22 protein-coding genes and 1 pseudogene are annotated in these 22679 nt (G+C 71.9%); 8 read left to right on the plus strand and 15 right to left on the minus strand.

The genetic code is table 11. The features are described from left to right. Nucleotides 1–59 precede the first annotated feature (59 nt). From VE614_RS26725 to VE614_RS26735, 3 genes are all read right to left on the minus strand, one after another. A complete protein-coding gene (locus VE614_RS26725; protein WP_324942373.1) occupies nucleotides 60–491 on the minus strand; it encodes a helix-turn-helix domain-containing protein in 432 nt (143 codons plus the stop codon). Between the two features lie 467 nt (nucleotides 492–958). Next, nucleotides 959–2299 (minus strand): class I SAM-dependent RNA methyltransferase, encoded by a 1341-nt coding sequence (locus tag VE614_RS26730; protein WP_324942376.1) that lies wholly within the window; start codon nucleotides 2297–2299, stop codon nucleotides 959–961. A gap of 107 nt (nucleotides 2300–2406) precedes the next feature. After that, complete coding sequence (locus tag VE614_RS26735) at nucleotides 2407–4455, minus strand: APC family permease (protein ID WP_324942379.1); 2049 nt, start codon at nucleotides 4453–4455, stop codon at nucleotides 2407–2409. A 410-nt stretch (nucleotides 4456–4865) separates the two neighbouring features. Here VE614_RS26735 and VE614_RS26740 point away from each other — a divergent pair, with 410 nt between their 5' ends. Continuing rightward, complete coding sequence (locus VE614_RS26740) at nucleotides 4866–5537, plus strand: TrkA family potassium uptake protein (protein ID WP_324942382.1); 672 nt, start codon at nucleotides 4866–4868, stop codon at nucleotides 5535–5537. Continuing rightward, nucleotides 5537–6214: a TrkA family potassium uptake protein gene (locus VE614_RS26745; RefSeq protein WP_324942384.1), complete on the plus strand. Its 678-nt coding sequence runs from the start codon at nucleotides 5537–5539 to the stop codon at nucleotides 6212–6214. Before VE614_RS26740 ends, VE614_RS26745 begins: the two co-directional genes overlap by 1 nt. Nucleotides 6215–6332: 118 nt before the next feature. Here the strand turns inward: VE614_RS26745 and VE614_RS26750 are convergent, their stop codons facing one another. From VE614_RS26750 to VE614_RS26770, 5 genes are all read right to left on the minus strand, one after another. After that, nucleotides 6333–7052: a DUF3159 domain-containing protein gene (locus VE614_RS26750; RefSeq protein ID WP_324942387.1), complete on the minus strand. Its 720-nt coding sequence runs from the start codon at nucleotides 7050–7052 to the stop codon at nucleotides 6333–6335. 3 nt (nucleotides 7053–7055) lie between these two features. Next, entirely contained in the window at nucleotides 7056–7454 is a 399-nt protein-coding gene (locus VE614_RS26755) for an OB-fold nucleic acid binding domain-containing protein (RefSeq protein WP_086168389.1), read from the minus strand. A 125-nt stretch (nucleotides 7455–7579) separates the two neighbouring features. After that, nucleotides 7580–8341, minus strand: coding sequence for a DUF3710 domain-containing protein (locus VE614_RS26760; RefSeq protein ID WP_324942392.1), 762 nt, complete (start codon nucleotides 8339–8341; stop codon nucleotides 7580–7582). A 1-nt stretch (nucleotide 8342) separates the two neighbouring features. After that, nucleotides 8343–8894 (minus strand): dUTP diphosphatase, encoded by a 552-nt coding sequence (dut, locus tag VE614_RS26765; protein ID WP_324942395.1) that lies wholly within the window; start codon nucleotides 8892–8894, stop codon nucleotides 8343–8345. After that, complete coding sequence (locus tag VE614_RS26770) at nucleotides 8891–9475, minus strand: PaaI family thioesterase (protein WP_324942398.1); 585 nt, start codon at nucleotides 9473–9475, stop codon at nucleotides 8891–8893. Before VE614_RS26770 ends, dut begins: the two co-directional genes overlap by 4 nt. Before the next feature lie 58 nt (nucleotides 9476–9533). On the opposite strand from VE614_RS26770, the gene VE614_RS26775 reads away from it, so the two are divergent. Then, the gene (locus VE614_RS26775; protein WP_324942401.1) at nucleotides 9534–10001 is read left to right on the plus strand and encodes a DUF3093 domain-containing protein; all 468 of its coding nucleotides are present in this window, start codon (nucleotides 9534–9536) and stop codon (nucleotides 9999–10001) included. Between the two features lie 28 nt (nucleotides 10002–10029). Here VE614_RS26775 and VE614_RS26780 read toward each other — a convergent pair whose 3' ends face one another. The 4 genes from VE614_RS26780 to VE614_RS26795 all read right to left on the minus strand — a co-directional run bounded on the left by VE614_RS26780 (nucleotide 10030) and on the right by VE614_RS26795 (nucleotide 13586). Further along, entirely contained in the window at nucleotides 10030–10992 is a 963-nt protein-coding gene (locus tag VE614_RS26780; RefSeq protein WP_324942404.1) for a hypothetical protein, read from the minus strand. A 13-nt stretch (nucleotides 10993–11005) separates the two neighbouring features. Further along, nucleotides 11006–11302, minus strand: coding sequence for a DUF4193 domain-containing protein (locus tag VE614_RS26785; RefSeq protein WP_043504706.1), 297 nt, complete (start codon nucleotides 11300–11302; stop codon nucleotides 11006–11008). Between the two features lie 394 nt (nucleotides 11303–11696). Beyond that, on the minus strand, nucleotides 11697–12929 hold the full coding sequence (locus tag VE614_RS26790) for a HAMP domain-containing sensor histidine kinase (RefSeq protein WP_324942409.1): 1233 nt from the start codon (nucleotides 12927–12929) through the stop codon (nucleotides 11697–11699). Between the two features lie 3 nt (nucleotides 12930–12932). After that, complete coding sequence (locus VE614_RS26795; protein ID WP_266726523.1) at nucleotides 12933–13586, minus strand: response regulator transcription factor; 654 nt, start codon at nucleotides 13584–13586, stop codon at nucleotides 12933–12935. A gap of 522 nt (nucleotides 13587–14108) precedes the next feature. On the opposite strand from VE614_RS26795, the gene VE614_RS26800 reads away from it, so the two are divergent. Continuing rightward, a complete protein-coding gene (locus VE614_RS26800; RefSeq protein ID WP_167551858.1) occupies nucleotides 14109–14282 on the plus strand; it encodes a hypothetical protein in 174 nt (57 codons plus the stop codon). 77 nt (nucleotides 14283–14359) lie between these two features. Here VE614_RS26800 and VE614_RS26805 read toward each other — a convergent pair whose 3' ends face one another. Continuing rightward, the gene (locus VE614_RS26805; RefSeq protein WP_324942417.1) at nucleotides 14360–15175 is read right to left on the minus strand and encodes an inositol monophosphatase family protein; all 816 of its coding nucleotides are present in this window, start codon (nucleotides 15173–15175) and stop codon (nucleotides 14360–14362) included. Nucleotides 15176–15183: 8 nt separating this feature from the next. Next, nucleotides 15184–16311 (minus strand): ferrochelatase, encoded by a 1128-nt coding sequence (locus VE614_RS26810; RefSeq protein ID WP_324942420.1) that lies wholly within the window; start codon nucleotides 16309–16311, stop codon nucleotides 15184–15186. 233 nt (nucleotides 16312–16544) lie between these two features. Here VE614_RS26810 and VE614_RS26815 point away from each other — a divergent pair, with 233 nt between their 5' ends. From VE614_RS26815 to sepH, 3 genes are all read left to right on the plus strand, one after another. After that, a complete protein-coding gene (locus VE614_RS26815) occupies nucleotides 16545–17786 on the plus strand; it encodes an MFS transporter (RefSeq protein WP_324942440.1) in 1242 nt (413 codons plus the stop codon). Further along, complete coding sequence (locus tag VE614_RS26820) at nucleotides 17746–19065, plus strand: D-arabinono-1,4-lactone oxidase (RefSeq protein WP_324942423.1); 1320 nt, start codon at nucleotides 17746–17748, stop codon at nucleotides 19063–19065. Before VE614_RS26815 ends, VE614_RS26820 begins: the two co-directional genes overlap by 41 nt. A 762-nt stretch (nucleotides 19066–19827) precedes the next feature. Next, the gene (gene sepH, locus VE614_RS26830) at nucleotides 19828–20886 is read left to right on the plus strand and encodes a septation protein SepH (RefSeq protein ID WP_324942426.1); all 1059 of its coding nucleotides are present in this window, start codon (nucleotides 19828–19830) and stop codon (nucleotides 20884–20886) included. A gap of 388 nt (nucleotides 20887–21274) precedes the next feature. Here sepH and VE614_RS26835 read toward each other — a convergent pair whose 3' ends face one another. Beyond that, nucleotides 21275–22123, minus strand: a complete 849-nt coding sequence (locus tag VE614_RS26835) for a sulfurtransferase (protein ID WP_324942429.1) — start codon at nucleotides 22121–22123, stop codon at nucleotides 21275–21277. Nucleotides 22124–22430: 307 nt separating this feature from the next. Between VE614_RS26835 and VE614_RS26840 the strand changes: the two are divergent. After that, nucleotides 22431–22679: pseudogene (locus VE614_RS26840) on the plus strand (VOC family protein); the annotation flags it as partial.

A 22679-nucleotide genomic window follows, 5' to 3' on the forward strand; every position in this document is an offset into this window, starting at 1 on the left:
AGGAGGCGTCCACACCCTGAAGTCGACCACCGCGGTGGCGATGCCCGCGATCAGTAGCATCACCCCTGAGACGGCAACACCGGCCACCGCAAGCCCTTTGCTCCGCTGCGCCCTCCGGGATATCTGGCGAGAACGTCCCGGACGTCGACGGCCAGGTCGTCGTCGATCTCGACGGCGTCCCCCGAGGACGTCGTGCACGCCCTCCATGAGCGGCATCGCGGCGTCCCGTAGGGACAGCGCGGGCGTAGCCCGGACGGCGAGTTCCCAGAGCCGGACACCGATCCGCTCCCGGCGATCGTAGTCCGGCGATCGTCGTCCCGGCCCAGGAAACGATGGGCGACCAGCTCGCCCTCGAGCCGGGAGGCCGTGGCCACGTGCAGCCCCGTACGGCGCGCGACCTCGGAGACGGTCAGCGCCAGCTCCTCCTGGCTGAACGCCTCCAGGATGCGAGCGGCACGGGAGAGGACCAACTCCTGGTGAGGTGCCTTCATCGTCTCACTTCTCGCCTGTGCAGGGCAGTCGTACCCCGGCCCGTGCGGCTGGTTCGAATGCCGGGTGTGGGGCCCGCGTCGTGGTTGTGGCCCCGCTGCCACCGCAGAGCCACCCGCAGCGGCACCGCCTCGCAGGACGGTTCCATCGTGGCGCGGAGGTGATCGGCGCCAGCATCGTGCCAATCGTGCTCGGGTCAAGGCGATGGGCGGCGGGCTGGCCCGCCGGCTCCCTGCACACCCCCGCAAGGAGCCCTGCCAAGCCGTCAGAATGAGCGTCGGCCGAGCGTCAAGACCACTTGCCACCGCGGAGAGCCTGGACCGGACGGGGCGCGTCCAGCGCTCGGCGCGACTCGCGAAACACCAGGTCAGTGCCCTGCACGGCGCATCTGCCGTGGTTCACCTGGTGCACTTCGGGAAACAGGTCGAGCGCACCCGGCCCTTCCCGAGCAACCCAGGGAAACCGCAGGTCACAGCGCCTTTGCTGCGGGCTCCAAAATCGCCACGCACTCCACGTGATGCGTCATCGGAAACAGATCGAAAACCCGCAGCATCCGCACCCGATACCCCCCGTCCCGGAAGTACCCGATGTCCCGCGCCAGTGCCGCCGGGTCGCAAGCGACGTACGCGATGCGGCGGGCGCCCAGGGACGCGAGGTGGGCGACCGTCTTGCGGCCGGCGCCCGCGCGGGGCGGGTCGAGGACGATGAGGTCGGCCTCGGTGATGCCGGTGCGCGGGAGAACGGACTCGACCTTGCCCTGTTCGATGCGGACACGGGGGAAGTCGGCCAGGTTGTGCCGGGCGTCCTCGACGGCGCGCTTGCCGGACTCGATGCCGAGGACCGCGCCCTGCTCGCCGAGCCGGTCGGCCAGCGCGCCCGCGAAGAGGCCGACACCGCAGTAGAGGTCCAGCGCCATCTCGCCCTTTCGGGGCAGCAGGCCCTGCATGACGGCCGTGACCAGGGTGTCGGCGGCCTTCGGGTGGACCTGCCAGAAACCGCCGCTGCCGACCCGGTAGGTGCGGTCGTCCGCGCGCTCGCGGACGAAGGGGCGGCCGTGGACGCGGTGGACGCCGCCGTCCTTCTCGTCGACCCGCATGACGGAGACCGGGCGGTCGAGTTCCACGATCGGCAGGCGCGCGCCCGGCCTCGGCGTCAGGATCACCTGGCGGTCCTGGGAGCCGGCCGCCGCGATCGCCTCGACCGACTCCATGCCGGCCCAGTCGCGCTTCTCGATGCCCAGCTCGCTGACTCCGGCAGCGGCGATCATGCAGTGGTCGATGCGCTGCACCTCGTGCGAACGGTGCTTGCGCAGTCCGGCGTGGCCTTCGGCGTCGACGGCGTACTGCACCCTCGTGCGCCACTGCGGCACCTGGCCGGCGGGCACCTTGTCGCCCTCGGCCGGCATCACCGTGCCGTCCCAGCCGGCCTCCTCGGGGGTGAGGCCCGCGAGCCGCTTCAGCTGCTCGGCGACGACCTCGCCCTTCATCCGCCGCTGGGCGCCCGGCTTGGCGTGCTGCCAGTCGCAGCCGCCGCAGCGGCCGGGGCCGGCGAAGGGGCAGGGGGCTTCGATGCGGTCCTTGGAGGCCTCCAGGATCTCCACCGCGTCCGCGCGCAGGAACCGGGCCCCCTCCTCGCCCTCGGTCACCCGGGCCACCACCCGCTCGCCGGGCAGCGCGTGCCGGACGAAGAGGACCTGGCCGGCGTCGGTGCGGGCGATGCAGTGGCCGCCGTGCGCGACGGGCCCGATCTCGACCTCGTACTCCTCGCCGACCAGGGACCCCGCCTGCGTGTTCTTCGGTTCTGCCTGCATGGCGGGGTGACTCCAGATCGGGAAACGGGACGGCCGCCGGGGGCGGTCTGTCCATGGCCGGACAACAGCCCACCAGTCTACGTCGTCCCCGCCCCCGCCGGTTCCGTTCAGTCCCGGGAGCCGGTCTCCTTCGCCCGCTCCGCGGCGGGACCCCGGCGCACCGAGCCCGGCGCGTTCCACTCCGACCGCTTGCGGGCGCGCTTCTTCGCCACCTCGGAGGAGGCGAGCTGGTACGGCACCGACGTCACCATCACGCCCGGCGTGAACAGCAGCCGGCCCTTGAGCCGCAGCGCGCTCTGGTTGTGCAGCAGATGCTCGTACCAGTGGCCGACGACATACTCGGGGATGATCACGGACACCGCGTCGCGCGGCGACTCCCGGCGCAGGCTCTTCACGTACTCGATGACCGGCCGGGTGATCTCGCGGTACGGCGAGTCCAGCACCTTCAGCGGTACGTCGATCCCGCGCCGCTCCCACTCCTCGCGCAGCGCCTTGGTCTCGGCCGGATCGACGTTGACGCTCAGCGCCTCCAGGGTGTCCGAGCGCAGCAGCTTGGCGTAGGCCAGAGCGCGGAGCGCGGGACGGTGGATCTTGGAGACCAGGACCACCGAGTGGACGCGGGAGGGGCGGACGCTGTCGTCGGTGGGGCCGTCGGGGGCGGCGAGCTCCTTGGAGACGTGGTCGTAGTGGCGGCGGATCGCGGTCATCGTCACGTAGAAGATCACCATGCCGAGCAGCGCGACCCAGGCGCCGTGGCTGAACTTGGTGACGAGGACGACGACCAGGACCGTGAAGGTGAAGAAGGCGCCGAAGGCGTTGATCGCGCGGGAGCGGACCATGCGGCGCCGCTTGGCGGGGTCCTTCTCGGTGGCCAGGTGGCGGTTCCAGTGGCGGACCATGCCGGTCTGGCTGAGCGTGAAGGAGACGAACACGCCGACGATGTAGAGCTGGATCAGGCGCGTGGAGTCGGCCTCGTAGATCCACACCAGCAGCACGGCCGCGCCGGCCAGCAGCACGATGCCGTTGGAGAAGGCGAGCCGGTCGCCGCGGGTGTGCAGCTGGCGGGGCAGATAACGGTCCTGGGCGAGGATCGAGCCGAGGACGGGGAAGCCGTTGTAGGCGGTGTTGGCGGCCAGGAACAGCACGAGGGCGGTGGCCGCGGCCAGCACGATGAACAGGAAGCTGCCCGGACCGAAGACGGCCTCGGCGACCTGGGAGATCACCGGGTGCTGGACGTAGTCCGGGCCTACCGGGACACCGTTGTCCAGCAGGTCCTTGGCCGGGTATTCGGCCATCCGGACCTTGGAGACCATGGCGAGAACGATGATCCCGCAGAACATGGTGACGGCGAGGGCGCCCATCAGCAGCAGCGTGGTCGCCGCGTTCTTCGACTTGGGCTTGCGGAAGGCGGGGACGCCGTTGGAGATCGCCTCCACTCCGGTGAGCGCGGCACAGCCGGAGGAGAAGGCGCGCAGCAGCAGGAAGACCAGGGCGAAACCGGCCAGTCCCTGGTGCTCCGGCTTGATCTCGTAATCGGCGGTGGGCGCCCGCATGGTGTCGTCCAGCACCAGCCCGCGGAACGCGCCCCAGGCGATCATGACGAAGACGCCCGCGACGAAGACGTACGTCGGAATCGCGAAGAGCGAGCCGGACTCCTTCACACCGCGCAGGTTCATCAGCGTCAGCAGCACGATCACGGCCATCGCGCAGAACACCTTGTGCTCGACGACGAAGGGGACCGCGGAGCCGAGGTTCTCGATGCCGGAGGAGATGGAGACGGCGACGGTGAGGACGTAGTCGACGAGCAGGGCGCTGGCGACGGTGAGTCCGGCCTTGGGGCCGAGGTTGGTGGTCGCCACCTCGTAGTCGCCGCCGCCGCTGGGGTACGCGTGCACGTTCTGCCGGTAGGAGGCGACGACCGTGAACATCAGGACGACGACCGCGAGGGCGATCCAGGGGCTGAAGTGGTAGGCCGACACGCCCGCGATGGACAGGACCAGCAGCACCTCCCCCGGCGCGTACGCCACGGAGGACAGCGGGTCGGAGGCGAAGACGGGGAGTGCGATGCGCTTGGGCAGGAGCGTTTCGCCCAGCCGGTCGCTGCGCAGAGCGCGCCCGATCAGGATGCGTTTGGGCACGTCGGTCAGTTTGGACACAACAGAGGATCGTAAGCCTTCGAACAGGAGGCCGCCCACCCGCCACCCTCATCTGCCCCCCGAGTGAAATCGGCCGCGGGCGCGCCCCGCGTGCCACGAGCGGGGCGCGGGCCATGCCTATATGACAAAACGCCTGTCGTCACACGCCGTGGCCCCGGCGCCTCCCCTGCCCGTCCCGTCGTCTCCGGAGGACCCATGCCCAGCACCGCGGAGCTGATCGGCGCCACCGCCACACTCGTCGGCCTCGGAATCCTCACCGCCGTGAGCGTCTGGAGCATCAGCCGTCGCTGACCCGGCACCCGAACCGTGCACAGGGGTCCCGTCCGCGGACCGCGCGTGTGTAGCTTGGTCGGCGGTCTGAGACCCTGTTTCAAGCCAGGTCAACAACTCTTGACATCGGAAGGACGGTCGTGCACATCGTCATCATGGGCTGCGGCAGAGTGGGTTCCGCTCTCGCGCAGACCCTGGAGCAACAGGGGCACACGGTCGCCGTGATCGACCAGGACCCCACCGCCTTCCGACGACTGGGCTCCTCGTTCGGCGGCCGCCGGGTCACCGGCGTCGGCTTCGACCAGGACACCCTGCGCGAGGCGGGCATCGAGGAGGCCGGCGCGTTCGCCGCTGTCTCCAGTGGCGACAACTCCAACATCATCGCCGCGCGGGTGGCCCGCGAGATGTTCGGTGTGGAGAACGTCGCGGCCCGTATCTACGACCCCCGCCGCGCCGAGGTCTACCAGCGCCTGGGCATCCCCACGGTGGCCACGGTCCGCTGGACCGCGGACCAGATGCTGCGCCGGCTGCTGCCCTCCGGCTCCGAGCCGCTGTGGCGCGACCCCACCGGCGGGGTCCAGCTGGCCGAGGTGCACGCCGGGGACGCCTGGGTCGGACACAAGATCAGCAAGCTGCAGGAGGAGACCGGCGTCCGGGTGGCCTTCCTGACCCGCCTCGGCGAGGCGATCCTGCCCACCTCCCAGACGGTGTTGCAGGAGGGTGACCTGGTGCATGTGATGATGCGCGCGGACGAGGTCGAGAAGGTCGAGGCGGCGTTCGCCCAGGGTCCCGAGACGGAGGGCGGTCACTGATGAGGGTCGCCATTGCCGGTGCCGGCGCGGTGGGCCGCTCGATCGCGGGCGAGCTGCTGGAGAACGGCCACGAGATTCTGCTCATCGACAAGGCACCGACCGCGATCTCGGTCGAGCGCGTGCCGCAGGCGGAGTGGCTGCTCGCCGACGCCTGCGAGATCACGTCCCTGGACGAGGCGGCGCTCCAGCGCTGCAACGTCGTCATCGCCGCCACGGGCGACGACAAGGTGAACCTCGTCGTCTCCCTGCTGGCGAAGACGGAGTACGGCGTCCCGCGCGTCGTCGCCCGCGTCAACAACCCCAAGAACGAGTGGCTGTTCAACGAGGCCTGGGGCGTGGACGTCGCCGTCTCCACGCCGCGCCTGATGTCCGCCCTCGTCGAGGAGGCCGTCAGCGTCGGCGACCTGGTCCGGCTCCTGCGCTTCAGCCATGGTGACGCGAACCTCGTCGAGCTGACCCTGCCGGAGGAGTCGGCCCTGGCCGGCACCCAGGTCGGCGACGTGGAGTGGCCGGAGGACACCTCCCTGGTCACCATCATCCGCGGCACCCGCGTCCTCACGCCCACCCGGGACGACTCCCTGGAGGCGGGGGACGAGCTGCTGTTCGTGGCCGCGCAGGCCCGCGAGGAGCAGCTGGAGGACCTGCTGTCGGTGCGCCGCGAGGACGCGACGGGCTGACACGTCCCGGTGGCACGGAGGGGCGCCCGGAGATCTCCGGGCGCCCCTTTCTCGTCGTGCGTCCTTCTCGGCGCCGCGCGCCTGCTCGGCCGCCGTCGCGTGCCCGCTCGGCCGACCGCTAGTCGGCCGACCGCTGCGCGGCCTCCCGCTCCTTGGCGGCAGCCTCCTCCGCCTCCATCTCGGCGAAGACGTCGATCGGCGGCGGCGCCTTCGCCAGGAAGACCCAGGTCAGCCAGACCGCCAGCAGGAAGGGCGGGATCTTCAGCGCCACGAGCACCCAGCCGAGCTGCGTGGTGTCGGCCCACCAGTACAGCGGGAAGAGGATCGCGCACTTGGCGAGCAGGATCAGCCCCCAGGCCCAGCTGGCCTTGGTGTACGCCTTCTTCCGCCCCGGGTTGCGGGTGCGCCAGGAGAGGTTCTCCTTGAAGACCGGCCCGAGGATCAGCCCGATCAGCGGCACACCGGCCATCGCCGTGATGATGTACGCCAGCGCGAGGCCCAGCGTGTAGAGCATGCCGGGCAGGTAGAAGTCCTTGGCGTTGCCGGTCATCATCGCGAAGACGACGCCGAAGGCCACGCCGAAGACGCCGCTGAACGCGTGCTTGACGGTGTCCCGCATGACCAGGCGCACCACGACCAGCAGCAGGGACACGCCCAGCGCGGCGATCGCCGACAGGTGCAGGTCCTTGTTGACGGTGTAGATCGTGACGAAGAGCAGTCCCGGCAGCACCGTCTCGATCATGCCGCGGACACCGCCGAACGCCTCGAAGAGCGCGGCTTCCGTCACCGCCCTCGAGTCCTGTGGGGTGTCTTCGGTCGGCTTGTCGAGCGACGTCACCGGCTACTCCCGTCCGAGGGGTCTCAGTTCGTACTTGGGATTGAACAGCACCCGCCGGCCCCGGCTCATCGAGACCCGGCCCGACGCGATCAGTTTGCGCCCCGGTTCTATGCCCGTGATGGAGCGCCTGCCGAGCCACACCACGTCCAGCGCGGCGGAGCCGTCGAACAGTTCGGCCTCCAGGGCCGGGACGCCCGCGCGCGGACGCAGGGTGACCGTGCGCAAGGTACCAGTTACGGTGACGATCTGCCGGTCATGACAGTCGCCGATGCGGGTGCAGCCGGCGGTGACGGCGTCCTCTCGCAGCTCCTCGGACTCCAGGTCCTCCTGCGAAGAGGAGAGCCGGTCGAGCATGCGCCGGAACCGGCCCACCGGCTTTTCGGAACGAGGAACAGCACTCATGCTTGCAGCGTACCGGGGCGCACCGGCACCGTCGTAGTCCCTGCCCCCGCCCCCCTCGCGGAGGGGCACTCACGACAAGGACCGCACCCCGGCTGGGATGCGGCCCTTCGCGCTCTCACGTGCCGTCAGCGGACCTCGGTGATCTCCGGTCCGCGCTGGAGCTGCCCCATGCCCCCGGAGAAGCGGGAGCCGCTCTGGTCGTCCTGCTGGACGCCCTCGGGGACCATCTGCGCGTCGTTCGGCAGCTGCAGGACGATCGGGTCGCGGGGCGCCATCGGGCCCTCGCCGCGGACCACGACCGTGTCCCGGAAGATCTGCTCCAGCAGCCCGGCGGCCTGCGGCTGCACCGCGCCCTGACCCGAGATCACCCCGCGCAGGAACCAGCGGGGGCCGTCCACCCCGACGAACCGCACGACCTGGAAGCCGCCGGTGCCGTCCGGCAGCTGCACCGGCACCTGGGCGCGCAGCTCCCAGCCCAGCGGGCCCTCAACCTCGTCGACGATGCCGCCCTGCTGGGTGATGCCGGCGCCGATCTCCTCGCGCACCTCGCCCCAGATGCCCTCCCGCTTGGGAGCCGCGAAGGCCTGGAGCTGGATGGCGCTGTCGCGCAGCACGACGGTCGCCGCGACGATCGCGTCGCCCGCGACCTCGACCCGCAGCTCCATGCCGTCGACGCCCGGCACGAACAGACCGCCCAGGTCGACCCGGCCCTCGGCCGGGTCACGGACCTCACTGCTGTCCCAGGGACCGTCGGGCCGGGGCCCCGGCTCCAGCCGCACCCGCTCCCGCTCGCCCTCGTCCGACTTGGTGTCGACGCTGTCGACGACCTGCTCGGCCTCGCCGGCCGCGTCCTCGGCGGCACCCTTCTTCTTGCGACGTCCGAACACGTCACTGTCCTTCCCGGTCGGATACGACCGAAGCGTATCGATACCCACCCGTCGTGCCGCCCACGGCGGCCTGACCGCTTGTGCCGTCCCCGCCGTCCACCGCGGCATGGCCTCCGGTGGAACCGAAGCCCCCCTCGGCCCGCGCGGAGTCGGGAAGCTCCGCCACCTCCTGGAAGCGGACCTTCTCGACCTGCTGGACGACCAGTTGGGCAATCCGGTCGAAGCGCTCGAACCGCACGGTCTCGCGCGGGTCGAGATTCACCACGATCACCTTGATCTCCCCACGGTACCCGGCATCAACCGTCCCCGGGGCATTCACGAGGGCGACACCGCACCGGGCGGCCAGCCCGGAACGGGGGTGCACGAAGGCCGCGTACCCCTCGGGGAGCGCGATCGACACCCCCGTGGGCAGAACGGCCCGTTCGCCGGGCGCCAGCTCGCACGGCTCGGTGGTACGCAGATCCGCCCCCGCGTCCCCGGGGTGCGCGTACGCCGGCAGCGGTACGTCGGGGTCGACACGGCGGATCAGGACGTTCAGCGGCTCGCGGCTCACGGGTTCACCTCGAAGGCGCGGGCCCGCCGGATCTGGTCCGGGTCGTTCATGGCGGCCTGGATCTCTTCCTCCCGGCCGTGGTGGACGAAGTGCTCGACCTTGACCTCGATGAAGAGGGCGTCGGCCCGCACGGCGACCGGCCCGCCGGGGCCGCCGACACGTCCGGTGGCGGTCGAGTAGATCTTCCGGCCGGCCACCGCGGTCACCTCGGCCTCCAGGTGGAGCGTGGTGCCCACCGGCACGGGCCGCACGAAGTCGGTCTCCAGCCGTCCGGTGACGGCGATGGTGCGCAGCAGCCAGTTCAGCGAGCCCAGCGTCTCGTCCAGCGCTGTGGCGAGGATGCCGCCGTGCGCGAGACCGGGGGCGCCCTGGTGCTCGGGGCGGACCGTGAACTCGGCGGTGATCGACACGCCCTCACCGGCCCGCGCCGCCAGGTGCAGGCCGTGCGGCTGCTCGCCGCCGCAGCCGAAGCACTGGCCGTAGTGCGCGCCGAGGAGTTCACCGGGCGCGGGCGCGTCGGGGTGCCGCACCGGCTTCGCGGCGTCGGCGGGAGGCTGAAGGCTTGCGGATGTACCACTCACAGGCGCAGACCTTACCCGCGCGTCGGCGCCCCGCGGACACCGTGCCAAGCTTGGTTTCATGCAGCTCTCCGCCACCTCGTACGACGAACGCCTCACCGCCCCCCGCTCCTGGTGGCTGATCAGCTTCCTGGTGGGGCTCTCGATGGCCCTGATCCTGCTGCCGTTCGGCACCCTGCCGATGCTCGGCGGCCTGGTCGGCGGCACGGCGGTCGCGGCGGTGGCGGCCAGCTCGTACGGCTCGCTGCGCATCCGCGTGGTCAACGGCTCGCTGATCGCGGGCGAGGCGAAGATCCCGGTGACGGCGCTGGGCGAGGCCCACGTCCTGGATCCGGAGGAGGCCCGGGCCTGGCGGACCCACAAGGCCGACACCCGCGCCTTCCTGCTGCTGCGGGCGTACATCCCGACGGCGCTGCGGGTGGAGGTCACGGACCCCGAGGACCCGACGCCGTACCTGTACCTGTCTACGCGGGAGCCGGAGCGGCTGGCGGCGGCCATCGAGGCGGCCAGGACGGCCGCGGCGTCCTGAGCGGCACGGCAGATACCGCCGCCGGGCCTCAGCGGCCGGGTTCCCCGGGCCCGGGACCGAGTTCCTCGGGGTCGTCCCCCACCGGCAGCGGCTCGGCCGGCTGCTCCAGCGGCGGCAGGCCGGTCAGCGCGTCCCACGGCACCTGCGTCCTGCGCAGGTCGGCGCGGATCCGCGCGGCGAGCTTGCGGGTGTCGCGCCGGTTCATGACGGCGCCGACCGCGGCCCCCACCATGAACGGCATCAGGTTCGGCAGATTGCGGACCATGCGCTTCATGATCTGCTGCCGGAGCTGTTTCTTCATCGGCCCGCCGAAGGCGGCGTTGAGCGTGGCGGGCTTGCGGGGGTCGATCCCGCGCTCCTCCGTCCACGAGTTCAGATAGGCGCTGCTGCGGTCCTTGAGGCTGCCGGGCGGCCGTACGCCGTACACCTCGTGCAGTTCGGCGATGAGCTTCAGTTCGATCGCCGCGACGCCCGTGATCTCGGCGGCCAGCTCGGCCGGCATGGCGGGTGGCACGGGCAGCATGGCGGCGGCGCCCACGCCCGCGCCGACGGTCGCGGAGGCCTTCGAGGCGCCCGCCACGAGCTTGTCGGCCAGTTCCTCGGGGCCGAGGCCCGGGAACTGCCTGCGCAGCGTCGGGAGGTCCCGTACGGGGATGCGCGGCGCCATGTCGATGAGCCGGTCGGCGAGATGCCCGAGGCCCGCGCGGGCCCGCTCGCCGCCCTTGCGGGCACCGTCCTTCGCCAGTTCCCGCGCCCGGTCCCGGAAGGCGGCCACACGCCGGCTCGCGGTGGGCGGGTGGCTCCGCGCCGGCACCGGGAGGTCCTCCCGGTCGCCGCCCGCTTCGAGCGAGGCCGACCCAGCAGGGACCGATCCCGTGCCGGGTGAGCCTCGCTCGTCGTCACGCGCGCCGTGGAGGCCGTCGTCGGACGGCCCCGTGTCCGCTCCCCGGCGGGGGAAGCGGCGCTTCCAGGGTGGGGTCGAGCCAGTCACGGCCGACCCCGCCTCAGTCGCAGTCGCGGCAGATCGGCTGGCCGTTCTTCTCACGGGCCAGCTGGCTGCGGTGGTGCACCAGGAAGCAGCTCATGCAAGTGAACTCGTCCTGCTGCTTGGGCAGCACCCGGACGGCCAGTTCCTCGTTCGAGAGGTCCGCGCCGGGCAGTTCCAGGCCCTCTGCGGCCTCGAACTCGTCGACGTCTACGGACGACGCCGACTTGTCGTTTCGACGAGCCTTCAGCTCTTCAAGGCTGTCCGAGTCGACGTCGTCATCGGTCTTGCGTGGAGTGTCGTAATCGGTTGCCATGTCGCTCTCCCCCTCCGGGTGTCTGCGGTGTCTCCAGCGCACGTAACGCGTGAGAGGCCGGACTTGTGCCCGACCCGAGGCGGAGATTTTGCCTCACATCAAGGTCTGTTACTCAATCGACACCCAACCGGACCCCTCATGAGTGATCGGGTTGGACGGCGATCGGGACCGTACACGGTCCGAATGTCGCACTTCAAAGGCGTCTCACCGTGTACTTCCCGTGATCAAGCCTCCAAAAAACCCGCATTTTCCCGGCTTTCCGGCGGCTTGAATGATCACGGAGAGTGGATGGCCTGAAAATCGCCTTTGTGATCGATCACACACGGCAGGGCTGTACGGGTGCCCAGAAAATTCCGCGCAAAGCGAACAACCCCGGGTGTGTCCGCACATGGTCTCAGAGGGGCAGGGTGACCCGCATCACGAGCCCCCCGCCCTCACGCGGCCGGGCCGCGATGTGACCGCCGTGCGCCCGGGCCACCGACCGCACGATGGACAGGCCGAGCCCGACGCCCTTGTCGCTGCCCGTGCGCTCGGTGCGCAGCCGCCGGAACGGCTCGAAGAGGTTGTCGATCTCGTACGCCGGGACCACCGGACCGGTGTTGGCGACCACCAGCACCGCCTGCCCGTGCTGGATCTCGGTGGTGACCTCCACCCAGCCGCCCTCGGGAACGTTGTACCGGACCGCGTTCTGGACCAGGTTCAGGGCGATCCGCTCCAGCAGGACGCCGTTGCCCTGGACCACCGCGGGCTCCCGTTCGCCGCGGATCTGCACGCCCTTGGCCTCGGCCTCGCCGTGCACCTGGTCGATGGCCTGCGAGGCCACCTCGGCCAGGTCCACCGGCTTGCGCTCGACGATCTGGTTGTCGCTGCGGGCGAGCAGCAGCAGGCCCTCCACCAGCTGCTCGCTGCGCTCGTTGGTGGCCAGGAGCGTCTTGCCGAGCTGCTGGAGCTCCACCGGCGCGTTCGGGTCGGACAGATGCACCTCCAGCAGCGTGCGGTTGATCGCCAGCGGGGTGCGCAGCTCGTGCGAGGCGTTGCCGACGAAGCGCTGCTGAGCGGTGAACGCCCGCTGGAGGCGCTCCAGCATGTCGTCGAAGGTGTCGGCCAGCTCCTTCAGCTCGTCGTCCGGGCCGTCCAGCTCGATCCGGCGGGACAGGTCCGAGCCGGCCACCGCGCGCGCGGTGCGGGTGATCCGGCCGAGCGGCGACAGCACCCGTCCGGCCATGGCGTAGCCGAAGGCGAAGGCGATCACGGCGAGGCCGAGCAGGGCCAGCAGCGAGCGGCTGAGCAGGTTGTCCAGGGCGCTCTGGCGCTGCTCGTTGACGCACTCGTTCATCGCGCTGTTGAACGTGCTCGGGGAGGCCTGGTCCGGCAGGTTGCAGATCTCGCTGGTGACCTTGCCCTGGACGATCTGGAAGGGCAGGTCGCTGCCGACGTTCAGCGCCTGGGCCGCCAGCAGGTAGATGATCGACAGCAGCAGGATGCCGGCGATGAGGAACATGCCGCCGTACAGCAGCGTGAGCCGTATCCGGATGGTGGGGCGCAGCCAGGGGAAGGGCGGCTCGGGCTTGCGCGGGTCCCAGGTGGGCTTGGGTGGCGCCACGGGGGGCGCGGGGGTGGTGGCCACGGCTCAGATCCGGTAGCCGGAGCCGGGGACGGTGACGATGACGGGGGGCTCGCCCAGCTTGCGGCGCAGGGTCATGACGGTGACGCGGACCACGTTGGTGAACGGGTCGGTGTTCTCGTCCCAGGCCTTCTCCAGCAGCTGCTCGGCGGAGACGACGGCGCCCTCGCTGCGCATCAGCACCTCCAGGACGGCGAACTCCTTGGGTGCCAGCTGGACCTCCTTGCCCTCGCGGAAGACCTCGCGGCGGTTGGGGTCCAGCTTGATGCCGGCGCGCTCCAGGACCGGCGGCAGCGGCACGCTGGTGCGCCGGCCGAGGGCGCGCACGCGCGCGATCAGCTCACTGAACGCGAAGGGCTTGGGCAGGTAGTCGTCCGCGCCGATCTCCAGGCCTTCGACGCGGTCGCTGACATCGCCGGAGGCGGTGAGCATCAGCACGCGTGTGGGCATGCCCAGCTCGACGATCCTGCGGCAGACGTCGTCGCCGTGGACGAGCGGGAGGTCGCGGTCGAGGACGACCACGTCGTAGTCGTTGACGCCGATGCGTTCCAGGGCTGCCGCACCGTCGTACACGACGTCGACGGCCATGGCCTCCCGGCGCAGTCCGGTGGCCACCGCATCGGCGAGCAGCTGCTCGTCCTCGACGACGAGTACGCGCACGTCGCTTGTCCTTCCTGTGTCCACCCGCGCGGCCCAGGGGCGCACGCGGGCGGGGTGGGGTGGGTGTGTTGACCTCCATCCTGCCCTTTTCGGCCATAAGTCGGCGGTAAGCCGGGTGGACCCGGGGGCCTCAGGCCCAGGGCTCCCGACGGAGGTTCGGGAACGCCGGAGGCGGGAGGTGCTCGGGTGGCTCGGGGGACGGCTGGGCGAAGCTCCGGGAAACGGCCCGCGGCGGGTCGGTACCTGCGCGCCGGGGGCCCGGGAATGCGAGATTTTCTCTTCCGGTTGAGGTTTCCGCGGAAGGGAGCGGGGGGAGGACGGTTTACACCCCGCGATCACGCTCTGCTTGTGCCGCAGCACCATGCGGTACGCCGCGGTCCGCTTCGCAGAGTGGGCGTGGGTGTCCGGCGCCGTCGCCGCCCAGCAGGGCAGCGCTGGGCACTCATGGGAGACGTGATCGCCCCTTCCGAACCGGCACACCCCCGTGCCATCGACCCACGACCCAGGACGAGGGGGCGCAGCATGGACGCATTCACCGCAGGACTTCTGCAGCGCATAAGGGCGACCGAGTCCGACCTGACGCGGGCTCGTGACGAGGGCGACGACTTCCTCGTCGAGGTGGAGCAGGGCGAGCTGGACGACCTGCGCCGCCTCGCCGCCGAACATGGCGTGGAAGTCGGCGCGTACCGCGTCTGACCGGTCCACACGTACGAGGCGGGCCCCGGCGAATCCATCGCCGGGGCCCGCTTCGTCGTCGACGGCGCCGGACGGACTCAGTCGTGCCAGGCGCCGAAGTCCTCCAGGAGCCGCTGGAGGGGCTCGAAGACGCCCGGGGCACCCGCGACCGTCAGTTCGCGTGACGGGCGCTCTCCGGGGCGTCCACCGGTCAGCGCGCCCGCCTCCCGGGCGATCAGGTCGCCCGCGGCGAGGTCCCAGGGGTGCAGCCCGCGCTCGTAGTAGCCGTCGAGGCGGCCCGCGGCGACGTCGCACAGGTCGACCGCGGCCGAGCCGCTGCGCCGGATGTCCCGCAGCCGAGGGATCAGCCGCTGGACGATGTCGGCCTGGCGGGCGCGGACCTCGGTGACGTAGTTGAAGCCGGTGGAGATCAGCGCCTGGTCCAGCGGCGGCGCGGGGCGGCAGCGCAGTTCGCGCTCGCCGTCCCGGGCGCCGGTGGCGCGGGCGCCGCGCCCGCGGACGGCGCTGTAGGTCTCGCCGCGCAGGGGGGCCGCGACCACGCCCACGACGGTCTCGCCGTCCTGCTCGGCCGCGATGGAGACGGCCCAGGTGGGCAGCCCGTAGAGGTAGTTCACGGTGCCGTCGAGCGGGTCGATCACCCAGCGGATGCCGCTGCTGCCCTCGGTGGCGGCGCCCTCCTCGCCGAGGAAGCCGTCGTCGGGGCGGCGCTCGGCGAGGAAGCCGGTGATCAGCTTCTCGGCGGCGATGTCCATCTCGGTGACCACGTCGATGGGGCTCGACTTGGTCGCGGCGACGCCGAGGTCCGCCGGGCGGCCGTCGCGCAGCAGCTCGCCGGCGCGGCGGGCGGCCTCCTGGGCGAGGGCGAGCAGGTCCGTGTGCAGGGGGTCGGTCACGTCGCTCCTCACGCGTAGGGGCTGTCGGCGCCCGCGGCGGCGGGGCGGGGGGCGCGGGCCGGGCAGCAGCCGACCGGGCAGAGGTTGTGGCTCGCGCCGAGCGCGCCGAGGGCGCAGGGCGTGGCTTCCTGCCCGCGTTCGACGGCGGAGCGCTCCAGGATCAGGTCGCGGATCGCGGCGGCGAACCGGGGGTCGGCGCCGACGGTGGCCGAGCGGCGCACCGGCAGGCCCAGCTCCTCGGCCCTGGCCTTGGCCTCGGTGTCGAGGTCGTACAGGACCTCCATGTGGTCGGAGACGAAGCCGATGGGGGCCATGACGACGGCCGGGACCCCGGCGGCGTGCCGCTCCTCCAGGTGGTCACAGATGTCCGGCTCCAGCCACGGGATGTGCGGGGCGCCGGAGCGGGACTGGTAGACGAGCTGCCAGGGGTGGTCGACGCCGGTGCGCTCGCGGACGGCGTCGGCGATCAGCCGGGCCACGTCCAGGTGCTGCCGGACGTAGGCGCCGCCGTCGCCGTGCTCCTCGGCCGGGCCGGAGGTGTCGGCCGCGGAGGTCGGGATGGAGTGGGTGGTGAAGGCGATGTGGGCGCCGTCGCGGAGCTCCTCGGGGAGGTCCGCGAGCGATTCCAGGACGCCGTCGATCACGGGCTCGACGAAGCCCGGGTGGTTGAAGTAGTGCCGCAGCTTGTCGATCTTCGGCAGTTCCAGGCCCTCGGCCTCCAGGGCGGCGAGGGAGTCGGCGAGGTTCTCGCGGTACTGGCGGCAGCCGGAATAGGAGGCGTAGGCGCTGGTGGCCAGGACCAGGATGCGGCGACGGCCGTCGCGGACCATCTCGCGCAGGGTGTCCGTGAGGTACGGCGCCCAGTTGCGGTTGCCCCAGTAGACCGGCAGGTCCAGGCCGTGGTCGGCGAAGTCCTGGCGCAGGGCCTCCAGCAGGGCACGGTTCTGGTCGTTGATCGGGCTGACCCCGCCGAACAGGAAGTAGTGCCGGCCGACTTCCTTGAGGCGTTCCTTGGGGATGCCGCGCCCACGCGTCACGTTCTCCAGGAACGGGACCACGTCGTCCGGCCCTTCGGGGCCGCCGAAGGAGAGCAGGAGCAGGGCGTCGTAGGGGGTGGCATCGAGCGCGTCTGGCATGAGGTCGATCCTGCCACCCGGCACTGACAGCGCGGCAATGGCGGGGGCCGGACGCGTCCGGGGCTTGTCCCACGGGGTGCGTTAGGGTGACCTAACTCGTAAGCTGTATCGACCATCTTCACGCCTTACGGGCGCGTTCGTGCCGCATGTCACCGCGTGTCACTGCATGGCGCCGCATGCCGTCGCGCGACCGCGTCCACCCCGCCCGCCTGACCGAGCCGCCGGAGAGCCCCGTGCCCAGCCCCTACCGCGCCCTGTTCGCCGCCCCCGGCTCCAAGGCGTTCTCCGCCGCCGGTTTCCTCGGCCGGATGCCCTTGTCGATGATGGGCATCGGCGTCGTCACGATGATCTCCCAGCTCACCGGGCGCTACGGGCTCGCGGGCGCGCTGTCGGCGACCATCGCGCTGGCGGCGGCGGTGGCCGGCCCGCAGGTGTCCCGGCTGGTGGACCAGTACGGCCAGCGGCGGGTGCTGCGTCCCGCGACGCTGGTGTCCCTGGCCGCGGGCGCGCTGCTGCTGTTCGCCGCGCACTACGAGTGGCCTGACTGGGTGCTGTTCGTGGCCTGTGCCGGCATCGGCTGCGTGCCGAGCGTCGGTGCGATGATCCGGGCCCGCTGGGCGGCCGTCTACCGGGGCACCCCGCAGCTGCACACCGCCTACTCGTTCGAGTCCGTGGTGGACGAGATCTGCTTCATCTTCGGGCCGATCATCTCCATCGGCCTGTCCACGACCTGGTTCCCCGAGGCCGGGCCGCTGCTGGCGGGCTGCTTCCTGGCGTTCGGCGTCTTCTGGCTGACCGCGCAGCGCGCGACTGAGCCCGCGCCGCACCCCCGCGCGGAGCACGGCCGCGGCCGCAGCGCGCTGCGCTCCCCCGGGCTCCAGGTCCTCGTGACCACGTTCGTGGCGACCGGCGCGATCTTCGGCGCGGTCGACGTGGTCACCGTGGCCTTCGCCGACGAGCAGGGGCACAAGGGCGCGGCCAGTCTCGTCCTCGCGCTGTACGCGGCGGGCTCCTGCGCGGCGGGAGCCGTGTTCGGGCTGCTGCACTTCAAGGGCGCGCCCGAACCTCGCTGGCTGCTGGGTGTGTGTGCGATGGCCGTGAGTATGATCCCCCTCCTACTGGTCGGAAACCTGCCGTTTCTGGCCGTGGCGCTCTTCGTCGCGGGTCTCTCCATCGCTCCCACGATGATCACGACGATGTCCCTCATCGAAGAGCACGTACCACGCGCGCAGTTGACCGAGGGCATGACCTGGGTGAGCACCGGTCTCGCGGTGGGGGTCGCCCTCGGCTCCTCGGCGGCCGGCTGGGTGATCGACGCGGCCGGCGCGCGCGCCGGGTACGGGGTCCCGGCGGTGTCCGGAGCCGTCGCGGTCGCGGTCGGTTTCCTCGGTTACCGCCGGCTCAAGCGGCCGGCTCCGGGTCGGGGAGGCACCGTTGAGCAGCACAGCGAGCGGGAAGAACGGCACGTGGCGTAACTGGGGCGGCAACGTCGCCGCGCGCCCCGCGCGGGAGGTCACTCCGGCGACCGTGGAGGAGCTGGCCGCGGCGGTGCTCCGGGCCGCGGAGGACGGCCTGCCGGTGAAGGCCGTCGGTACGGGGCACTCCTTCACGTCCATAGCCGCCACCAGCGGAGTGCTGATACGCCCGCAGCTGCTGACCGGCATCCGCGACATCGACCGGGACGCGGGCACCGTCACGGTCCTGGCCGGCACCCCGCTCAAGCGGCTCAACCTGGCCCTGGCCCGCGAGGGTCTGTCGCTGACCAACATGGGCGACATCATGGAGCAGACCGTCGCCGGGGCCACCAGCACCGGCACCCACGGCACCGGCCGCGACTCCGGCTCGATCGCCGCCCAGATCACCGCACTGGAGATGGTCACCGCCGACGGCTCGGTGCTCACCTGCTCCGCGAAGGAGAACCCGGAGATCTTCGCGGCGGCCCGGATCGGCCTGGGCGCGCTGGGCATCGTCACCGCGATCACCTTCGCCGTGGAGCCCGTGTTCCTGCTGCACGCGCGCGAGGAGCCGATGCCGCTGGACCGGGTGCTGACCGAATTCGACGAGCTGTGGGCGGAGAACGAGCACTTCGAGTTCTACTGGTTCCCGCACACCGGCAGCACCACCACCAAGCGCAACAACCGCAGCGCCGGGCCGGAGCGGCCGGTGAGCCCGCTCAAGGGCTGGTTCGAGGACGAGTTCCTGTCCAACGGCGTCTTCCACGCGGCCAATTGGGTCGGCCGCGCGGTGCCCGCCACCATCCCGGCGATCGCCCGGGTCTCCAGCAAGGCGCTGTCCGCGCGAAGCTACACCGACATCCCTTACAAGGTCTTCACGTCTCCGCGCCGGGTGCGTTTCGTGGAGATGGAGTACGCCGTCCCGCGCGAGGCCGCCGTCGACACCCTGCGCGAACTGAAGGCGATGGTCGACCGCTCGCCGCTGCGGATCAGCTTCCCGGTCGAGGTGCGCACCGCCCCGGCCGACGACATCACCCTGTCCACGGCGTCCGGCCGGGACAGCGCGTACATCGCCGTCCACATGTTCCGCGGCACGCCCTACCAGCGGTACTTCACCGCCGCCGAACGCATCTTCACGGCGCACGGGGGGCGCCCGCACTGGGGCAAGGTGCACACGCGCGACGCGGAGTACCTGGCCGGTGCCTACCCGCGCTTCGGCGAGTTCACGGCGCTGCGGGATCGGCTGGATCCGGAGCGGCGCTTCCAGAACGACTACTTGCGCCGGGTTCTGGGGGCGTAGCCGACGGAGCCGGCGGAGGCGGGGGCCCGGTGCCCGTCTCCCCGCCGAAGAAGTGCTGGAACAGCGAACCGCCGCAGGTGGCGATGACGCTCACCACGCTCGCGCCCGCGCCTGCGCCTGCGCCCGGAATCGTGCCGTACACCCCGAAGGAGGAGGCGAGTCCGGCGGCCAGGACCGCGGCCACCGCGCTGCCCGCGACCTGGGGGACGCTGAGGTCGATCCGCTTCCGCTTCCCCTCCTCCCCGGACGTCTCGGAGGTCGACTGCCGGACGACATCGGGCCTTTCACGCATTCCCGGACCTTGCCTGCCTTTCCCGCACCAGATCGACTCGCTGTACGAGAAGGGGACGTACGACCGAAACCACTCATTCCGATTCTGACCATTCCGTGAAGTACGCCACGTTCTTGATCACGGAAATCGACCACGCACGGTCAAGACCCGCACGCCGCGAGAAGTTGGGCGGCGCGCCAATCCACGCACGTGGTCCTAATGGAGTACTGTTGCGAGCCCTGGGTCCGGTCTCCCGCCAGGGTGTCCGGGGCCGTCAAGGACCGCCGGGAGGGGGCTTGTTGCACAGGGTGACGGAGTTTGTCACTTAGCGTTGCGAATAGGTTACCGTGCCATAACGGCGATCCAGGGCCCACGCCCGACACGCCGGGCAACTCGGCAAGGTTGTGGCAGGCTGCACCCGGGCAGGCCACACTCGACTAGCGGAAGCAGCGACGCACGTGACGTCGGCAGGCACCACCCGGGAGGTCCCCATGCCCGAACTGCGTGTCGTGGCCGTCTCCAATGACGGCACACGGCTGGTGCTGAAGGCTGCGGACAGCACGGAGTACACGCTTCCGATCGACGAACGGCTCCGCGCCGCCGTGCGCGGCGACCGTCCCCGCCTCGGCCAGATCGAGATCGAGGTGGAGAGCCATCTCCGCCCCCGCGACATCCAGGCGCGTATACGCGCGGGTGCGACCGCGGAAGAGGTCGCCCAGATGGCCGGTATCCCCGTCGATCGCGTACGCCGCTTCGAGGGTCCCGTGCTGGCCGAGCGCGCCTTCATGGCCGAGCGGGCTCGCAAGACTCCGGTCCGCCGCCCAGGCGAGAACTCCGGCCCTCTGCTCGGTGAGGCCGTTCAGGAGCGGCTGTTGCTGCGCGGCGCCGAGAAGGACACCGTCCAGTGGGACTCCTGGCGCCGCGACGACGGCACCTGGGAAGTGCTGCTGGTCTACCGCGTCGCGGGCGAGCCGCACTCGGCGAGCTGGACGTACGACCCGCCCCGGCGGCTCGTCCAGGCCGTCGACGACGAGGCGCGCTCGCTGATCGGCGAGTCCGACGACCTCGGGGCACCCGAACCCAGCTTCCCGTTCGTGCCGCGGATCGCCCGGCTGCCGCGCGACCGCGCGCTGGCCGGATCCCTCGACCGGGAGCGCGACCGGGAGCGGCCGGGCCTGCCCGCACCGGCGCCCGAGCCCGTGGAGGAGACCACGGCCACGGCGTCGAGCGAGCGGGACTCGCTGACCAGCCTGCTGGAGGCCGTGCCGAGCTTCCGCGGGGACCTGGTGGTGCCGGAGCGGCCCGCCGAGGCCACGGAGGAGCCCGACGACGACGAGCCCGCGGTGGAGGAGCCGCCGGCGCCCGCCGCCTCGGCCGGTTCCGCCTACGCCGACGTCCTCATGCCCCGTTCCGTGGGCAGTCACCGCGACCGCCTCATCGGCGCCACCGACCGCCAGGCCGAAGCCGACGGAGTCCGCCCGGGCCGCCGGGCGGCCGTCCCCAGCTGGGACGAGATCGTCTTCGGCACGCGCCGCAAGAAGCAGGAGTAGCCGGCCGTAGGAGGTCGAGGCCCGGCGCCGTGAACGGTGCGGGCCTCGACCTCGTGCGCCTTGCGGGGCGAGCAGCGTGTCCTGGTCGGCACCCGCGGTGCACGGGGGATCCGCCGGGGAAAACCGTTCGCCGGGCCCGCGCGGGGCGCTGGGATGCGGCGGGGAGGCGAACGCCCCGGGCCACCGCCGTCAGCCCGCCTCGGCCCACCCGTCCCGCGGCAAGCCGTACGCCGCCCGCCCCGCCGCTCCCCCGCCCCGAGCGCGCCGCGCGCACTCCGGTGCGCGCGGGGCGACTTGGGCCGTGGCGGGGCGGGCCCGGGCGGGCCGGCGGCGCTGAGTGCGCCTGTGCGCCCCTCGGGCCTCGGTACGCCCGTCCCGCGCGCCTCCGCTACTGCGGATCCGCTCCGACGGCCACCGGACGCTCCGGGTCCGACGACCACTCCGACCAGGAGCCCACGTAGAGGGCCGCCGGGATGCCCGCCACCGCCAGGGCCAGCACCTCGTGGGCGCCGGAGACGCCCGAGCCGCAGTACACGCCGACCTCCGTGTCCTCGGAAACGCCCAGGGCCTTGAAGCGGGCGCGCAGTTCCTCGGCGGGGAGGAAACGGCCGTCGGAGGTCACGTTCTCGGTGGTCGGCGCGGAGATCGCGCCCGGGATGTGGCCGCCGACCCGGTCGATCGGCTCCACGTCACCGCGGTACCGCTCCGCCGCGCGCGCGTCGAACAACACGCCGGAACGGGCCAGCGCGGCCGCGCCGTCGGCGTCCAGCAGCCCCGCCCCCGCGACCGGCTCGAAGTCGCCTTCCCGGGGCGTCGGCTCCTCCTGGGACAACGGCCCCTCCCAGGACGGCAACCCGCCGTCCAGGACCCGCACGTCCGGGTGCCCCGTCCAGCGCAGCATCCACCAGGCGCGGGCCGCGGCCCAGCCCTGCCCCCCGTCGTAGACGACGACCGGGGTCCCGGACGACACGCCCGCGCGGCGCATCGCGGCGCCGAACTCCGCGAGGCCGGGCAGCGGATGCCGGCCGCGCTCCCCCGGCGTCCCGGCCAACTCCCGGTCCAGGTCGACGAAGACGGCGCCGGGGAGGTGACCGGCCGCGTACGCCGCGCGGCCGTCGAAGGGCGGCTCGCCCGCCGCCTTGGCCAGACTGAGCTGCCAGCGGACATCGAGCAGTACGGGCGGGTTCGGCCCCGCCAGTGCGTCGGCGAGTGCGGACGCGGAGATGATGGCGTTCATGGCGACCATCCTGGCGTACGGGGTGGCCGCGGCGCCCGTGTCCGGCTACTCTGCTCCGCCAAGCAGGCCCGTTCACGCGCCGTGCGGGATCGGGCACGCGCAGTGCAGGACCGGGTGGCACCGATCGACATCCGCGTGCCATCCCCCGAAACGGGCCCGGAACCCGCGGATCGGAACATTTTCCGGTGACCGGACGAGATGCGGCGGCGCGCCCGAGCGCGTGACACCGACGGTGGTGCGAGCATCGGCACGGGGTCCGGAGAGCGGAAGCGACGCGGCGCCGCGAGGGGCCGAGGAGAGAGTGACGATGACCGAGGCACGGGGGTCGGAAGGCCGGCCCGGCGAACACGCCCGGTACGCGCCCGGCACGCCCTGCTGGGTGAGTCTGATGGTGCACGGGATGGCGGCGACCCAAGAGTTCTACGCGGCGCTGTTCGGCTGGGAGTTCCGCCCCGGTCCCCAGCAGCTCGGCCCTTACGTGCGGGCCCTGCTCGACGGCCGCGAGGTGGCCGGCATCGGGCAGTTGCCGCCCGACCGGCATCTCCCCATCGCCTGG

Source organism: Streptomyces sp. (assembly GCF_035645055.1).
Taxonomy (GTDB): domain Bacteria; phylum Actinomycetota; class Actinomycetes; order Streptomycetales; family Streptomycetaceae; genus Streptomyces.

What these genes read in the sequence shown, in the direction of transcription:
- VE614_RS26725 (WP_324942373.1), bottom strand. Translation starts at nt 491, where the DNA reads ATGAAGGCACCTCACCAGGAGTTGGTCCTCTCCCGTGCCGCTCGCATC.
- VE614_RS26730 (WP_324942376.1), bottom strand. Translation starts at nt 2,299, where the DNA reads ATGCAGGCAGAACCGAAGAACACGCAGGCGGGGTCCCTGGTCGGCGAG.
- VE614_RS26745 (WP_324942384.1), top strand. Translation starts at nt 5,537, where the DNA reads ATGAGGGTCGCCATTGCCGGTGCCGGCGCGGTGGGCCGCTCGATCGCG.
- VE614_RS26755 (WP_086168389.1), bottom strand. Translation starts at nt 7,454, where the DNA reads ATGAGTGCTGTTCCTCGTTCCGAAAAGCCGGTGGGCCGGTTCCGGCGC.
- VE614_RS26775 (WP_324942401.1), top strand. Translation starts at nt 9,534, where the DNA reads ATGCAGCTCTCCGCCACCTCGTACGACGAACGCCTCACCGCCCCCCGC.
- VE614_RS26785 (WP_043504706.1), bottom strand. Translation starts at nt 11,302, where the DNA reads ATGGCAACCGATTACGACACTCCACGCAAGACCGATGACGACGTCGAC.
- VE614_RS26800 (WP_167551858.1), top strand. Translation starts at nt 14,109, where the DNA reads ATGGACGCATTCACCGCAGGACTTCTGCAGCGCATAAGGGCGACCGAG.
- VE614_RS26810 (WP_324942420.1), bottom strand. Translation starts at nt 16,311, where the DNA reads ATGCCAGACGCGCTCGATGCCACCCCCTACGACGCCCTGCTCCTGCTC.
- sepH (WP_324942426.1), top strand. Translation starts at nt 19,828, where the DNA reads ATGCCCGAACTGCGTGTCGTGGCCGTCTCCAATGACGGCACACGGCTG.
- VE614_RS26835 (WP_324942429.1), bottom strand. Translation starts at nt 22,123, where the DNA reads ATGAACGCCATCATCTCCGCGTCCGCACTCGCCGACGCACTGGCGGGG.